This window comes from Psychrobacter sp. PSP (assembly GCF_024085615.1).
Classification (GTDB): domain Bacteria; phylum Pseudomonadota; class Gammaproteobacteria; order Pseudomonadales; family Moraxellaceae; genus Psychrobacter; species Psychrobacter pacificensis.
Map to the genome: position 1 here is coordinate 74,442 of NZ_JABLTF010000021.1, position 16,437 is coordinate 90,878.

Consider the following 16,437-nt stretch of genomic DNA (forward strand, 5'->3'; position numbering starts at 1 on the left):
ATGCCATCTGTTATACGAAAAGTTAAGGATAGATTTCAAGCACAAGGTGGTTTTTTGAAATCTGTCAGTATTCTGGCAGGTGGTACGGCTTTTGCTCAAGCTATAGGCGTTCTAGTTTTACCCATTATTACTAGGCTCTATAGCCCACAGGAGTTTGCTCTATTTGCAATTTATTCTTCAATATTAGGTATATTGGCAGTCGCTACTTGTTTACGTTTTGAAATTGCTATTCCTTTACCAAAAAATGACGAAAATGCTTTATGTTTATTTACTTTGGCTCTGCTAAGTAATGTTTTCATAACGCTGTTATTATTAATTGCTGTCTTGTTTTTTGAGGATCAGATAATATCACTGATTCAGCAGCCTGACCTCGAGCCTTATTTATGGCTCATACCGATAGGTGTCTTCTTTGCTGGTTTATACAATACCTTACAGTATTGGACTACCAGACAGAAACAGTTTTCTACAATAGCCAAGACGCGCATGACACAATCAATATCTAGCTCAACAGTACAGATTGCTGGAGGTTATATAGGTTTTGGCGCTATCGGTCTAATCATTGGACAAATTGTGAACTTTTCAGCAGGTATTATCAGATTGTTTTCTGCATTATGGAAAGAGAGCGGTCATCTGTTCAAAAATATATCTGTTAGAAAGCTAAAGAAAAATGCCAAGAAATACGATAAATTCCCAAAGTTTTCTACGTTTGAAGCATTAGCCCATATTACAGCTATACAGTTACCAATAGTTATTATTGGGGCAGTATCAGAAGACGCCGAAGCAGGCTACCTTATGCTTGCTATGAAAGTAATGGCTATACCTACTGCATTAATAGGTGGTGCCATTGCACAAGTATACCTTTCCCATGCATCTGAATACTATAATAACAATGAGCTTCGAAGCTATACCATTGAAACAGTAAAAAAGATAGCGAAAATCTCTATACTGCCCCTTATATTGATAGGAGTAGCCTCGCCATTTTTATTTCCGATTGCTTTTGGTAGTGAGTGGAGCGAAGCGGGTTATATGATGGTATGGATGATACCTTGGTTTATCATGCAGATCTTGAGTTCTCCTGTATCTATGGCATTACATGTTACAGGTAATCAAAAAGCCGCGCTAATACTACAACTAGTAGGTTTTTTTCTTAGAGTTATAGTCTTGCTCTTAATATGTAAGATCGAACCAGACTTATCTTTTGAGTATTACGCTATATCTGGATTTATATTCTATGCCCTATACCTGGCTGTTATTATGAGATATTTGAGGTTAGGAGAAGGACTTGCAAATGGTAAATAACTATAAAAACTTTAAATACTTTGTATCAAAAGATCTTGAACAAAGAAAAATAAAATTTCGCTGGCGTCATCTTGCCAATCCTGTTATTAGGTTTCAAGTAGCACTTAGGTATTACGAACTACTAGTAAATAAAAAATCAATATGGCGTCATATATTCAAAATATACTTTTATCGTCTATCTATTCGATTAGGATTTTCTATTCCGCCTAATGTATTTGGTCATGGGTTATGTATTGTACATTATGGCAATATTGTCGTGAATCCAAATGCCAGAATTGGTAAAAACTGCCGTATTCATGTTGGAGTAAATATTGGTGGTCAAGCTGGCTTTTATGCACCAGAGATAGCGAAAACCTTATGCCCTGTCATTGGTGATAATTGCTATATAGGTCCCGGGGCAAAAATATTTGGTCCTGTAAGTATCGCAAATGGATGTTCTGTAGGTGCAAATGCTGTGGTTACTAAAAGCTTTTCTGAAGAAGACTCTATTTTAGTAGGAATACCAGCAAAAAGGATTCCCAAAAATGAAAAATATTGATTTAGTAATGCTGTCTAAGCTTGGCTTGGGTGACGGTGGTAGAGAAACCTGGTTAAATAATTTTTTAAATTATATCGATGAAGATAATGGCAAGGTAAGATTTAATCTAATAACATTGGATTTAGATAGTAATAATATACTGCTGGAAAACAATAAGAATCTTATTGATCAACACTATACATATACCCACAACTGTAAGAAAGTTCCTATATCAATAGGATATATAGGTTTTGTTCTGAAAAATTTTTTCTTTAAGAAAAAACAAGCAACTGATGTTTTAGCAGTAGGTAGTCTAAATGAAGCTCTGGCAACGTTGGCAGGATATTCCTTGAGAGGGGTTTCGGGAAATAAAATACTATGGCTGCGTACCATCTACACGAAAGAAAAAGGATATGCACTAAACCCGTTCACTCAAAAATTGATTTTGAAATTAGAGATATTCTTGATAAATAATTTCTTTGATATCATTATTGCAAATGGTAATGATACCGCAGATTTTTATAGAGAAAAAGGTGTGAAATGCAGTGTTATAAAAAACTCTATTGATTTGGAAAGGTGGAGTAATTTAGAAGAGCCAAGTTTCGAAGGTAATTTTAAGATTGCATTCGTAGGCAGGCTTTCAGAAGTAAAAGGCATAAAAGCGTTCTTAGAAGCAGCAGATATTTTGTACAAAAACAAAAATATGAGTGATATTGAGTTTCATATTATTGGTGACGGTCCATATCGAGAAGAGGTTGAAACTTATGCAAAAAGAGGCATTGTTAAAAGTTATGGCGCTGTTCCAAACTCTGAGCTACCTGAGCTGTTAGCAAAAATGCATTGCTGCGTAGCTCTCACTTATCTGACGGATTTTTTGGGTGGTGGTGGTGTTTCAAATGCGCTTATAGAACAGATGGCAGCAGGAAAAATAATGGTTTGTTGGGACAATAATATCTTTAGAAACGTTGTAGATGATACAAGTGCGTATTTTGTTGAACAAGATAATAAAACAGAATTAGCCAGTACCTTTCTTAAGGTAAAAAATAATATTGATGTAGCAATAAAAAAATCTAATAAAGTTAAAAAGCTAAGTAAGGAATATTCTATAAAAAATCATGTCGAAAAGTTTTTTAGTTTAGTGGAAAGTGGGTGAACGTTATGAAAATTTTATATGTGATTACAGGATTAGGGGTGGGAGGGGCAGAAAGAGTAGTCACTACAGTTGCTGATCGTATGGTTGATGCAGGTCACTCTGTAAAAATAGTCTACTTAGTTGGGAATGCTGACGTTACACCAAACTCTAAAGATATAGAAATTATAAGGTTAAATTTAGAATCCTTTTCTAGACTGTTTGCTGCAGCAAAACGCTTACGAAATATTATTTTAAACTATCAACCTGATGTTGTGCATTCTCATATGTTTCATTCAAATATTCTTTGTAGAATAGTAAATAGTATTACCCCTATTAACAAATTGATTTGTACTGTCCATAATTCTAATGAGGGTGGACAGATTAGAATGTTTGCATATAAATTAACTAATTTTTTGTCTGATATTAATACTAATGTTAGCGAAGAGGCGACAGACAGTTTAGTTGCAAAAAAAGCTTTTAAGAAGTCACAGATATCTACTGTATATAATGGTATAGACACAGACTATTTCAAATTTGATCAAGTCGAACGAGATTTATTGCGCAATCAATTTGATATTAATAAAGATACAAAAGTGCTGATTTCTATAGGAAGTCTCTCTGAGCAAAAAGATTATCCCAATCTATTTAGAGCAGTCCAAAAACTTGCTAATCGACAGGATTATAGGTTTTTTATTGTGGGGGATGGTTCATTGAAAGATGAGCTGCATAGTCTAGTAAATTCAATGGGCTTAAAAGATAATATTACTTTTTTAGGTGTTAGGCGAGATATCCCGTCGTTACTTTCTATGGCAGATATATTTGTATTACCTTCAGCATGGGAGGGCTTCGGACTTGTTGTTGCAGAAGCGATGAGTTGTGAGCGTATTGTTGTTGCTACAGATTGTGGTGGTGTTTCAGAAGTAGTTGGTTCAGAAGGTTTTCTTGTTGATCCTAGTAATAGTTCTCTGTTAGCGAAAACAATAAATAAAGCATTAAGTTTGAATATTGAGGAAAGTCATAAAATTGGTATAAATGCGCGTAAACGAATAATCAATATTTATTCCCTTGATGCCAGTGTGAAATCCTACCTTAAACTATATAACTAATATAAAAAGTATATAATTTTAAAAGTTCTAAAAAATCATAATGTTGTATGTTGTTTTTTGAGCTAGTTCTTACATTATAATTGTAGAGATTTCGGATGTCACATTTAAATTTGATTCATAGCTATGGCTTCTTAGGCATTCGTTTGTTTGATTTACCAAGCTTGCTAATCTGTTTGCTTACGGTAATTATTTTTGGATACAAATTTCGAGTTCCACTTAATTATCAACTTTTACTATTCACACACTGCTTACTACCTTTTTTTCTTAATGATTTCTTATTTAGCTCCTCATATATGCCTGATCAATTTAAATACTGGACTGCAGTAAATCAAATAAGATCGGGTGAGGTTAGTTTTTTCGAAGCTTTGAGCGATTCTGGAAATGTTTTACAGGCTAGTGCTTTCTTATCAGTATTACCGTTCCCAGCCCCATTTTCTGTTATTAGTTTGGGGTTTTATAATACTTTTATATATATAGTACTTTTTTTTGTTCTGTATAAAAAAAATATATTTACAGGCTTCTCTATATGGTTCTACTTATTGTTTCCGAGTCTGGCTTTATATACTGGGCTTAGTTTAAGAGATACTTTGATATTATTTTTTATGGTTTTAGCTATCATTTATGCTAGAGAGTCAAGTATATTAAAGAGTGTTATTAGTATAATACCCATATACCTTATTAAATTCCAAAATTTCTATATCGTTGCTCCAATAGTATTAATTTATTTTATATTTAATGTAGCTAAAAAAGGTATGGGGCTAACTAAAGCATTAGCGATTGGTATGATTGGTTTGGGTTCGTTGCTTTTATCTGCTCCTTTAGCTTTACCCTTAGTCAATAAATATAGAGTATCTATGTTCGTTGAAGATGGTGGAGATCCAAGTGATGTTAGGCTGATATCAGGAATAAGTGATTTTGTATTTCAAGGTTTAACTTCGGGGTTTTATTTTCTATCTAAGCCTTTACCTTGGGAAGCTGCTAGCGCATTGCAATTTATACAATCGTTTGAAAACTTAATAGTGCTAGGTATTTTATTCTTAATTACTCGGCAGGCTTGGAACAAAAGTCCAGACAGATTGGCATTCTGGCTACTATTTTTAGCTCTATCCATGTCTGTATATGGACTAGTTGTAGCGAATTATGGTACAGCAGTACGCTATCGCTATGCTTTCGTAGTTATGTATGTGTTATTCGTCTGTGCTGACTGTAAGGTTGATAAACTATTTCCAAATAAAAGAATATTGTTCTATAGGCAGTGAGTCTATACTAGTTTTATAGGAATAAAATTGAAAATATTATATATAATTAACGAGCCTTGGTTCTTCTTATCACATCGCTTGCCAATCGCTCTAGCGGCTCAAGAGCAGGGGTACAGAGTACACGTAGCTACTAGAACTGGCGAAGCCGTGCAAGTTATTATAAAAAACGGTTTTGTCCATCATGAGATACCATTAACCCGTAATGGTAGTAGTGTTCCAAGTGAGCTAAATAGTTTATTGACGATTTGGAAGCTTATAAATAATGTTAAGCCAGATGTATTGCATCTAGTTACTATTAAGCCTGTTTTATATGGCGGTATAGCTTCTCGCTTTACATCAGTTAATAAGGTAGTGGCTGCTGTATCAGGGTTAGGCACTTTATTTTTGGCAGAAGGTGTTAAAGCAGACTTAAAACGAAAAATTGGAGTAGGCTTATATCGTTTTGCTTTACGCTCTAAAAAAACCACAGTTATACTGCAAAATCCTGATGACAAGCAGTTATTAATAGATTTAAAAGCTGTCAAGGCTGAGCAAACTACACTCATACGTGGTTCAGGTATAGACCTATCTACCTTCCAGTCTATTCCTGAAAACTTAAATGATACGCCTGTAGTGACTTTCGCAGCACGTCTGCTATTCGATAAAGGGTTAGCAGAATATATTGAAGCTATCAGACTACTGAATAAAAAAGGTGTGGTAGCCAACTATCAGATAGTGGGAGATCTAGATTTAGGTAATAATACGAGCGCTACAGAAAAAGATATTGAAGAATGGAAAACCATTCCTAATCTAGTTGTTTTGGGATATCAGGAGGATATGTCTACTGTATTTAGAGACTCTAATGTTGTAGTGCTACCGTCTTATCGCGAAGGATTACCCAAAGTTTTAATTGAGGCTGCCGCATCGGGAAGGGCTGTGATTACTACAGATGTACCCGGATGCCGTGATGCTATAGAAGAAAATAAGACGGGATTATTAGTTCCAGTTAAAGACTCGAAGGAATTAGCTAATGCTATTGAAAAGCTAGTGACAGATACTGAGCTTCGAGTAGAAATGGGTATTGCTGGACGTCGGCTAGCAGAGCGAGAGTTTGCGATTGAAAAAGTGATAGAGCAGCATCTATCTATTTATCAGCAAACCAATTGAAATTTGATTTAGGATATCTATCCATGAGTAATAAACATAGATTACTTCTCACTGGGGCAACTGGGTTTGTTGGGAGTGCTATACAAAAACGTATTGTAGCAGATGGGAGCTATGATTTAACGATTGCTGTGCGTAATGTTAATGAGCAGTCGGACGCTGTACGGATTGTCAAAGTTGATGATTTGACAACTAGCACTGATTGGAGTGATGCACTAAAAAGTGTCGATGTAGTTGTTCATACAGCTGCTCGTGTGCATGTAATGGATGACAAGTCTACCGATCCTTTAACTGAGTTTCGTAAAGTAAATGTGGAAGGGACTTTAAATCTAGCTCGCCAAGCAGCTGATTCAGGTGTAAAGCGTTTTATATTTATTAGCTCAATTAAAGTTAATGGTGAAGGCACGAAGATCGGTAAACCTTATACAGAAGGTTCTAAGCCTAATCCTACCGATCCTTATGGCATCTCAAAATATGAAGCTGAGCAGGGTTTACTCAAGTTAGCAGAGACTACGCCATTAGAAGTTGTAATTATTCGTCCGACCTTAGTTTATGGTAAAAATGTAAAAGGTAATTTTCAATCGCTAATGAAATGGACTTATAAAGGTGTTCCACTTCCTATAGGTGGCATCAAAAAGAACTTACGTAGCTTAGTATATGTCGATAATTTGGTTGATTCTATTATTACCTGTATCGAGCACAAAGATGCTAAAAATGAAGTATTTTTGATATCTGACAATGATGATATTTCTACCGCTGGTTTGTTAGAAGAGATATCAAAAGGCTTAGGCGTTAAAAACAAAGCGGTAAATATACCTGTTGAATTTATTAATACGGCAGCAAGTGCAGTTGGTAAGTCAGGTGTGGCTCAAAGGCTATCAGGCTCATTGCAAGTAGATATTAGTAAGGCTAAAACCTTATTAGGTTGGAAGCCTAAATATTCAACTAGTGAGTCCATTCAGGAAACTGCTAAATGTTATAAGTCAAGTTTAGCAACTTCCCAGTCTATGCCTTTACAAAGACCATTGGATATTATGTTCTCAGCTGCGGGGTTAGTAGCAGCGTCACCCTTGTTAATTGGTGCAACTGCTATTGGTTACTTGGATACAGGCTCGCCTTTATTTGTGCAAGAACGTGTCGGTAAAGACCAAAAGCCCTTTAAACTAGTGAAGTTTCGTACTATGAAAGTAGATACAGCGTCTGTAGCTAGTCACTTAGCTGATAACAGCTCTATCACTAAATTGGGTAAGGTATTACGCAAGAGCAAACTTGATGAACTGCCACAGCTGATTAATGTATTAAAAGGCGAGATGAGCTTAGTCGGACCGAGACCTAATCTATTCAATCAAGAGGAACTCATAAAAGCCAGAACAGATCAAGGCGTTTATGACGTGTTACCTGGTATTACAGGGCTAGCTCAGTTAAGTGGCGTAGATATGTCTACTCCCAAGCTTTTAGCCAAAACTGATAAAGAAATGATCGATAATCTCAACTTGAAAAATTACTTTTACTATATTGCTAGAACAGCTTTAGGCAAAGGTAGTGGGGATGCTGTTAAATAAACTTAAATATTGGGAAGTATTCAAACATGTCTAAAAAAATGACTTTGCTGGCCATTATCAGTAGCTCACTTGCTATTTCTACATTGTCGATGAGTGCTTCAGCACAGAATTTGTATATGAATGATATGAAGCTCAAGTCAGAGCTAGAATGGTTAAATGCGCAAGGCGTCACTCACATTAGTACCAGTACATGGCCTTTAACTGCTAATGAAATTACAAAAGCAATCACCACGGCTCAGGTGAGTACTGACGCACAGCAAAAAGTACTACAGTCAGTCCGTGCCACACTTGCTAAAAACCCCAACTCCTTAGTGAAGGCTGAAGTAGACGCTTATGTACAGACCGATCGTCAGCAGTTGCCGCAAACTTTTGCTGATAACCATTTAGCAGGGCAAGAGGTTTCAGCAGCGCTCAGTTTGAGTGAAGAAAATTGGGAAATGAAACTTCAAGCCAATCTAAAAAACGACAGTTTGCTCGAAGACAGTAATGATTTGAGTTTTGAAGGCTCATATATTGCTGGCTCTGCTGCCAATCAATGGTTGATTGCCGGTCAGATCCCGACATGGTGGGGTCCTGGTACTGACGGCAGTTTGATTCGTGGCGATGCCAGTCGCCCTGTTGCAGGTATCACCATGCAACGTGATGCGCAAAATGCACCAACCTCGCCTTATCTTTCATGGGTTGGTCCATGGCAGTATCAATTATTTGCAGGTCAATTTGAAGATTATGATGCCGTACCAGATGCTAAGCTATTTGGTGCTCGTCTGACGGCCAGTCCTTTACCATGGCTAGAAGTTGGTGCGTCTCGAACCTTTATGTGGGGCGGTGAGGGTCGTCCAGAGAGTTTTAGCTCCTTTGGTGATGCTATTTTAGGCACTAAAGATAATGGTGACAATGGTGCGACGATTGGTGAAGACCCTGCTAATCAATTAGGTGGTTTTGATGCTAAGGTGCAGCTTGCCCCACTGATCAATATTCCTGCGAGTATCTACGGTCAATATATTGGTGAAGATGAAGCGGGCGGCTTGCCTGCTAAAAACATGTATTTGGCGGGTGCAGACTACGCTTCTGAAGCTTATGGTATGCCATATCAATTGTATACAGAATATGCAGACACACGTACTAGTGGTAAAGTCCGAGGCGTATCCTATGATCATAGTACATATACGGATGGGTACTACCAGCAAGGCTATCCACTCGGGCATTCTTTGGGCGGCGATGCAGAGAGCATATCAGTAGGTGGCAAGCTATGGCTAGATAGTCGAAACTTTGTTAATACAAAACTGCAATATGCTAAGGTTAATCAGTCAGGAGAGTTGGATCGTCGCACTGGAAAGTCTGATAACCAAGCATTTCCAATGAAAGATAAACTGACCGCTATTGACATATCATGGGCGCATCAGTTGAATCCAAAAACTTTAGTGACATCTCGCTTATGGGGCGTAGACTCTGATACTCAGTCGAGTGATATTGGAGCAGGCGTTGGGCTAGAGTTTCAGACTTATTAGCCAAAGCCTATAGCGGCTAATAAATAACGTGAATACATGAGAGTCAAATGGTCTACTAAATTATAGTAGGCCATTTTTTTGTTGTATCCCAATACACGCTAGGATTTTGCAGCGTACACAGGTACAATATTATTATCAGTCAAAGGTTGACGAAGCAAAAGACAGGCATGCAAAGTACTTGCACGCGCTGTCTTTGTTTTTTTATATCGTATCCTCTATTGGAGTTACTATGTCTATTGCCCACGAGTCCGCCACCGTTTTGGACGGCAAAGCACTTGCCAAACAAATAGAACAGGATCTACGCACGCGCGTGGATGCGATCAAAGATAAAACGGGACGCACCCCAAGCTTAGCGACGATATTGGTTGGTGACGATCCCGCCTCTGCCACTTATGTCCGTATGAAAGGCAACGCTTGCAAGCGTGTTGGCATGGACTCTATACGTGTTGAGATGCCAAGCGCCACGACCACTGAGCAGCTCATGGCAAAGATAAATGAGCTAAACAGCAATCCAGACGTACACGGTATTTTGTTACAGCATCCTGTCCCTGAGCATATCGATGAACGTGCTTGCTTTGAGCAAATCGATTTGGCAAAAGACGTCGATGGTGTGACTTGTCTTGGTTTTGGTCGTATGGCGATGCAGCAATCCGCTTACGGCTCATGCACACCGCAAGGCATTATGCATTTACTCGCGCATCATAATATCGAGCTTGCGGGTTTGGAGGCTGTGGTCGTAGGACGTAGTGCCATTTTGGGTAAGCCAATGGCAATGATGCTATTGAATGCGAACTGTACGGTGACTATCTGTCATTCAAGAACGCAAGACTTAGAATCTCATATCAAGCGTGCCGATATTGTAGTTGGTGCTGTGGGTGTGCCTGAGCTGATCAAAGCCGCTTGGATCAAAAAAGGTGCGGTAGTTGTTGATGCAGGTTTTCATCCAACGGATAACGGCGGTGTTGGCGATATCGAAATGCAAGGCATGGAAAACATTGCCAGCGCGTATACACCAGTGCCAGGTGGCGTTGGCCCAATGACCATCAACACGCTTATTCGCCAGACAGTCGATGCGGCTGAAAAATCAGCAGGTTTGGGTATTAACTAAAAAGATAGTCATGTGAGTGCTGATTGCCAATAAATAACGGGCTTGAGGCAAAGTAGCCTCAGACCAAATCAACCACCTCTTAGTTGATAGGACCTAAAAATGGCTAAAAAAGACGTAGGTATTCATGAGCGACTACAAGGTATTGGTAGAGAGTTTGTCGATGTCTGTCATTACGTTATCTTATTTTTAATCAGCGTGGTGGTGGTCTGGACGGCAGGTAAAGAGTTTATCTATATTGTCCAAAAAGGCTCAGCGGATTTAAAAGATATTTTGATGCTATTCATTTATCTTGAGCTGCTGGCTATGATAGGGATTTACTTTAAAACCCATCGTCTGCCCGTACAGTTTTTGATATTTATTGCGATAACGGCTTTATCACGACATCTAGTGGTTGATGTGCAGGCAGTGTCAGATTATTTTCATCTATGGTTGCTGGCCACCATTTCCGTGGCAATCATGCTATTGAGTGGGGCTATTGTCATACTCACTTGGACGGCAAAAACATTTGGTCGCCCAGAAGACAATCTTGATAGACAGTATGCAAATTTAACGGTCAAGGCTATACTGCCTGATAATGCGCAAGATCCAGACAGCCATACCAAGCACCGCCGCGAATAATGATTGACGATCAGCATAAAAAAGGGCTACCAGTGGTAGCCCTTTTTTGTGTATGAATGAGTTATCACAACCATTTGAGTCGCTTAAAGTTGTAATACAAGAAGCTACAAAGAGCGATGATGATTATCATAATAACGAAGTAAGCGTATTTCCAATGCAGCTCGGGCATAAAATCAAAGTTCATACCGTAAATACCAGCGATAGCGGTTGGGACGGCAAGGATACCCGCCCAGGCGGCAAGTTTACGAACGACTTCGTTCTGTCCCATATTGACCATGGCCATATAAGTGTTCATGACCACGCTTAGCATCTCATTAAGACCATTAATGGCATCCAATGAGTGCAGGAGATGATCGTTCACATCGCGAAAATATGGCTTGGCTGCTTGAGAAAACCCTGAGACTATCTCGCTTTTTTTATGATTGATAAAGAAGCTACAGATGTCTTGCACGGGTAGGATGATAGCGCGCATATGTACCAGCTGTGATTTGAGCTGATACAGATTTTTTAATGTGCCTTTATCAAATTCATAGGTGAAGACATAACGCTCTTGCTCACGCAAATATCGTCCCAATCGATCAGTGATCGGCATATAGTTATCAACGATAAAATCGAGTATGGCATGGAGTACAAATATGGGACCCATGCGTAGCTTTTCTGGGCGACGATGACAGTGCTCGCGTACAGGCGCATAGGAGTTTGACGGACCATTACGAATCGTAATTAGGTAGTTTTTGCCCATAAATATCGCAGTCGTACCATAACGAATGACGTTGTCTTCGAGTTTGGCCGTACGTAGCACCACAAAGACCATATCATTGTCATAGTTCTCTACCTTGGCTCGCTGGTGGTCAGCAAAGGCATCCTCAATCGCCAATTCGTGTAGATCAAAGGCGTCTTTCACCTTGACCATGGTCTCTAGGCTGGGGTCGTAAAGACCGAGCCAAATAAACTGACCATTATTACTCAGCGCACGGCTCACATCAGTAAGGGCGATTTTGTCTAGATTTTCGCCTGTTTTTCGCGAATACGCATAGCAATTAACCACTTCGTCTTTACTTGATGAATCAATGTCTTCATAGCGCTCAGAGTCAGGATCGTAGACCGTCATGGTCTCGATGGTATCCTGAGTCGTGGCTTCAGCATCGCCGTAGATATAGCTGTCATCGTCATCTAGGTAGAGATGCCTGTCATTCATATTGGCATAAATGTGGCTCATATTAGAGTCAGGTGCAATGTGAGCCGTTTTTTTGATTAATTGGTTGTTGTCGTTTTCCACACACCCTCCTGTCATATAATAAACAGCTGCAAGAATCAAAACTTGTCTTAAGCAAAGCCATTATCATTTGATCGCACTATCTATGAACAACCTTTTACAATGCATAGCTTTTTAGCGTGTCGATATCTACCAATGCCAATAGGCTCTCGTGGCAAGCTTCTAGTTTTATCTGCGGAGCAATGTCAAAATCTAGTGCTTCGACCCAACGCAGGGCGCAGATACACCAGTAATCACCAGGCTTGAGACCGGCAAAGTTATATTCAGGTAGCGGGGTGATAAGGTCATTGCCACGACTGGCTGAGAAGTTTAAAAACTCACTGGTCATCTTGGCACAAACGGTATGTTGACCAACATCATGGTTGCCCGTATGACAAAAGCCATTGCGATAATAGCCAGTGATAGGGTCGAAGCAACAGCTGGCAAGCGCTGTACCTAAGACATTGGTTTGGTTGATGGCAGGGTTTGGGTGGTAATCAGATGACATAAGGCTTCCGAGATAAAAATATGTGTTAGTGTACCATGAGTCGGTATTGATAACGCTGCCGTAATCACGCTCATCAGTGTATGTATAACAAAAAATAAACGCTATTGTGGTCAGTCAATGCCGAGCTGAATATATGAGTGTCAACGGCTGCCTCTACCGTACTAATGAGAAGCATTTAGACAGTAATTAGATGCGGATTGTGGCTAATTGTCACTAGGCGAACCTTGAGTGCTATGCTAAACTAAAGCATAAAGTGCCTTGATTATTGGTCGCAATTTTTTAGCGCATGAAGATACTCGTCTTATCATTCCAAATTATACTTATTACTCACCCTCTTAAAGTCACCTGGTTTGTTTATAAATAATTGGGTCAATGATGTTGCGCGTTAAAAATAAAAACACTCGGCGTCAATACTTGGTAAAACAACCTTTGAGTACCGCATCAGTACCGCGTTTTTGGTAAGCGATACGCCAAACAAGGATTTATTGTGTCTGTTAGTTCTGATTCTGCAAAACCTGCCCAGCAAAACCCTCCAAGTGAAACAGTGACTCAGTCTGCCAAAAGCAGTACTGCATCTAATAGCATGCCGTACTTGAGTAACTTTGGCAGCGATGTTGCCAATAGCTGGCTGTTGCCTGATGGGGTGGTCGATGTCCTGTTTGAAGATGCCCATAAGCAAGAAGTGCTTAGACATCAACTGATTGAGCAGCTTATCACTCATGGTTATCAGCTGGTTTGTCCGCCGATGATTGAGTTTACTGAATCTTTGCTGAGTGATGCATCAGAAGATCTGAAACGTCAAACCTTTAAGATTATCGATCAGTTGACGGGCCGTCTAATGGGCGTGCGTGCTGATATTACTCCGCAGATCTTGCGTATTGATGCGCATCATGGCGGTACGGGGATTGCTCGTTATTGCTATGTCGGTGATGTGATTCATACCCTGCCATCAGGATTGTTTGGCTCACGCACACCATTGCAGCTAGGTGCTGAGATATTTGGCTGTGCATCACTGGCAGCAGATATTGAGTTGATCGATGTGTTGTTTACCATGGTCAATAAACTCAATATAAGTGCAGCGCTCCATATTGATTTGGGTCATGTGGCGATATTTAAGCGTTTAGCCGAATTGGCTGAGTTGCCAGACAGCGCCACTGAGCAATTGATGTACTTGTACGCCAATAAAAACCTACCAGAGCTTAAGCGTCTCTGCCGAGACTTGCCGATGGGCGATGATTTTTATGTGTTGGCACGCTTTGGTCATGATATTGCAAACTTATTATCTAAATTGTCAGACACAGCTCAACAAGACGATCAAATCGCGGCCGCTGTCGATGAGTTACAACGCCTCAAATCTTATTTAGAAAATCACTGGCAGTGCCCAGTCAGTATCGATGTGACAGAGTTGTCAGGCTACCACTATCATACAGGTATCGTGTTCAACGGTTATATTAATAGTGAGACGCAGCCACTAGTACGCGGCGGACGTTTTGACGGTATGCAAAGCCAGACGCAAACACTTCGTGCTGCCACAGGCTTTAGTATGGATGTTAGTCGCTTGCTGGCGAATACGCAGCTTGATGCACCAACCACAGTACTAGTTGATTTTGCTGCTATAAACAATGCCAACGAAGATGAGATGCAGACACTCTTACAACAAGTTGAGAGTCTACGTCAGCAAGGCTATCGCGTCACCATGCCACTAGACGCACAGGACAGCCCAAATGACGTCACTCATCGCTTAAGTTTTGCTGACAATCAGTGGCAGCTACAAACGGTTTAATGAGTCATTTGTGAAACACACGCGCATCAAGCACCAGTTATTAAAACGCTATGTTGTTCGTTAGATAAAAAGATACAGTCAATAAAGTCACTTTAATTTTTTAGCTTTTATTGCACACACCTCAATACATAAAGGTAAGGATTGATCATGGGTAAGAATGTTGTAGTCTTGGGTAGCCAATGGGGCGACGAAGGTAAGGGTAAAATCGTTGATTTACTTACCGAAAAAGCCTCAGCAGTAGCTCGCTTCCAAGGCGGTCATAATGCTGGTCACACGTTGGTTGTCGATGGCAAAACCACGGTCTTGCATTTGATTCCATCAGGTATCTTGCGTGAAGGCGTTACTTGCTTTATCGGTAATGGCGTAGTGTTAGCGCCTGATGCATTGCTCAAAGAGATGAAAGAGTTGGAAGACAACAACGTACCAGTACGTGAGCGTCTACGTATCTCTCCCAACTGCCCACTTATCATGCCTTATCATGTGGCCCTTGACCAAGCTCGTGAAGCCAAGCGCGGCAGCGGCAAAATTGGTACAACAGGTCGCGGTATCGGCCCTGCCTACGAAGACAAAGTCGCACGCCGTGCTATCAAGCTTGCTGACTTGTTCCGTGAAGATCTAGAAGAAAAACTACGTAACTTGATTGAGTATCACAACTTTCAATTAACTGAGTATTACAAAGTTGACGCGATTGACTTTGATGAGACGTACAAGCTTTGCCAAGAGTGGCGCGATGAGATTAATGGCATGGTTACTGATGTCACCGAAGACCTTAACCAATTGCGTCTGGCTGGCAAAAACCTAATGTTTGAAGGTGCGCAAGGTACCCTACTTGATATCGATCATGGTACTTATCCGTTTGTGACCAGCTCAAGCGTAACCGCTGGTGGCGTATCAACGGGGACAGGTATCGGTCCATTGTACTTAGATTATGTATTGGGCATCACCAAGGCTTATACCACGCGTGTTGGTAGTGGTCCATTCCCAACCGAATTGTTCGATGATGTTGGTGCTCACTTAGCCAAAGTCGGTCACGAATTTGGTGCAACAACTGGTCGTGCGCGTCGCTGTGGCTGGTTTGATGCTGAGGCATTACGCCGTGCAGTGGTACTGAACTCTATGTCAGGTATCTGCCTGACCAAGCTTGACGTACTAGATGGTCTTGAAGAGTTGCTCATTGGTGTGGGCTACAACCTGCCTGAGACTGAGTGTGCAGGCGCACATGATGCTGAGTTCTATGAGTCAGTAACGCCTAAGTACGAAACCCTACAAGGCTGGAGCGAGTCAACCGTTGGTATCACAAGCTATGATGACCTACCAGAAAACGCTAAAATTTACATCAAACGTATCGAAGAATTGATTGGTTGCCCAGTTGATATCATCTCGACCGGTCCTGACCGTGAAGAAACGATTGTATTACGCGATCCGTATGATGCTTAATTGGTTATAAAGATATTGTCTGTTTTATTTACAAAACCCTGATGCCAAACATTGGGGTTTTATTTTTGGTAAATAAGAAGATTGATGAGCGGTAAAACCTTGCTCAATTTATCTTTGTGTAAGTTATCGCCATAAATTAATCCTATCATTTATACGCTTAATCATTATATTGACATACTTCCACCACTTTCGCCAAGCTCAA

The 16,437-nt window shown here is 40.1% G+C and carries 14 protein-coding genes; 12 read left to right on the top strand and 2 right to left on the bottom strand.

Translation table 11 applies throughout. The features are described from left to right. From HL061_RS12130 to HL061_RS12175, 10 genes are all read left to right on the top strand, one after another. Positions 1-1,299, top strand: coding sequence for an oligosaccharide flippase family protein (locus tag HL061_RS12130; protein ID WP_252962866.1), 1,299 nt, complete (start codon positions 1-3; stop codon positions 1,297-1,299). Beyond that, positions 1,289-1,837, top strand: a complete 549-nt coding sequence (locus HL061_RS12135) for a DapH/DapD/GlmU-related protein (RefSeq protein ID WP_252962867.1) — start codon at positions 1,289-1,291, stop codon at positions 1,835-1,837. The genes HL061_RS12130 and HL061_RS12135 overlap by 11 nt, the downstream gene beginning before the upstream one ends. Next, on the top strand, positions 1,824-2,969 hold the full coding sequence (locus tag HL061_RS12140) for a glycosyltransferase family 4 protein (protein ID WP_252962868.1): 1,146 nt from the start codon (positions 1,824-1,826) through the stop codon (positions 2,967-2,969). The genes HL061_RS12135 and HL061_RS12140 overlap by 14 nt, the downstream gene beginning before the upstream one ends. Before the next feature lie 5 nt (positions 2,970-2,974). After that, positions 2,975-4,054, top strand: a complete 1,080-nt coding sequence (locus tag HL061_RS12145) for a glycosyltransferase (protein WP_252962869.1) — start codon at positions 2,975-2,977, stop codon at positions 4,052-4,054. A gap of 95 nt (positions 4,055-4,149) precedes the next feature. Then, positions 4,150-5,313, top strand: coding sequence for a hypothetical protein (locus HL061_RS12150; protein WP_252962870.1), 1,164 nt, complete (start codon positions 4,150-4,152; stop codon positions 5,311-5,313). 27 nt (positions 5,314-5,340) lie between these two features. Continuing rightward, the gene (locus HL061_RS12155; protein WP_252962871.1) at positions 5,341-6,459 is read left to right on the top strand and encodes a glycosyltransferase family 4 protein; all 1,119 of its coding nucleotides are present in this window, start codon (positions 5,341-5,343) and stop codon (positions 6,457-6,459) included. A gap of 23 nt (positions 6,460-6,482) precedes the next feature. After that, positions 6,483-8,018 carry a hybrid nucleoside-diphosphate sugar epimerase/sugar transferase gene (locus HL061_RS12160; RefSeq protein WP_252962872.1) on the top strand — a complete coding sequence of 512 codons (1,536 nt, stop codon included), beginning with the start codon at positions 6,483-6,485 and terminating at the stop codon, positions 8,016-8,018. Between the two features lie 26 nt (positions 8,019-8,044). After that, positions 8,045-9,526 carry a capsule assembly Wzi family protein gene (locus tag HL061_RS12165; RefSeq protein ID WP_252962873.1) on the top strand — a complete coding sequence of 494 codons (1,482 nt, stop codon included), beginning with the start codon at positions 8,045-8,047 and terminating at the stop codon, positions 9,524-9,526. Between the two features lie 229 nt (positions 9,527-9,755). Then, the gene (folD, locus tag HL061_RS12170; RefSeq protein WP_252962874.1) at positions 9,756-10,634 is read left to right on the top strand and encodes a bifunctional methylenetetrahydrofolate dehydrogenase/methenyltetrahydrofolate cyclohydrolase FolD; all 879 of its coding nucleotides are present in this window, start codon (positions 9,756-9,758) and stop codon (positions 10,632-10,634) included. A 99-nt stretch (positions 10,635-10,733) separates the two neighbouring features. Then, the gene (locus tag HL061_RS12175; RefSeq protein WP_240365313.1) at positions 10,734-11,252 is read left to right on the top strand and encodes a phosphate-starvation-inducible PsiE family protein; all 519 of its coding nucleotides are present in this window, start codon (positions 10,734-10,736) and stop codon (positions 11,250-11,252) included. A gap of 64 nt (positions 11,253-11,316) precedes the next feature. On the opposite strand, the gene corA is transcribed toward HL061_RS12175, so the two are convergent. Both corA and HL061_RS12185 read right to left on the bottom strand, forming a co-directional pair. Further along, a complete protein-coding gene (gene corA, locus HL061_RS12180; RefSeq protein WP_252962875.1) occupies positions 11,317-12,531 on the bottom strand; it encodes a magnesium/cobalt transporter CorA in 1,215 nt (404 codons plus the stop codon). A gap of 94 nt (positions 12,532-12,625) precedes the next feature. Then, complete coding sequence (locus HL061_RS12185; protein ID WP_058024362.1) at positions 12,626-13,015, bottom strand: DUF2237 domain-containing protein; 390 nt, start codon at positions 13,013-13,015, stop codon at positions 12,626-12,628. Positions 13,016-13,502: 487 nt separating this feature from the next. Between HL061_RS12185 and HL061_RS12190 the strand changes: the two genes are divergently transcribed. Beyond that, on the top strand, positions 13,503-14,798 hold the full coding sequence (locus HL061_RS12190; protein WP_252962876.1) for an ATP phosphoribosyltransferase regulatory subunit: 1,296 nt from the start codon (positions 13,503-13,505) through the stop codon (positions 14,796-14,798). 147 nt (positions 14,799-14,945) lie between these two features. After that, a complete protein-coding gene (locus HL061_RS12195) occupies positions 14,946-16,235 on the top strand; it encodes an adenylosuccinate synthase (protein ID WP_058024364.1) in 1,290 nt (429 codons plus the stop codon). Positions 16,236-16,437: the final 202 nt, after the last annotated feature.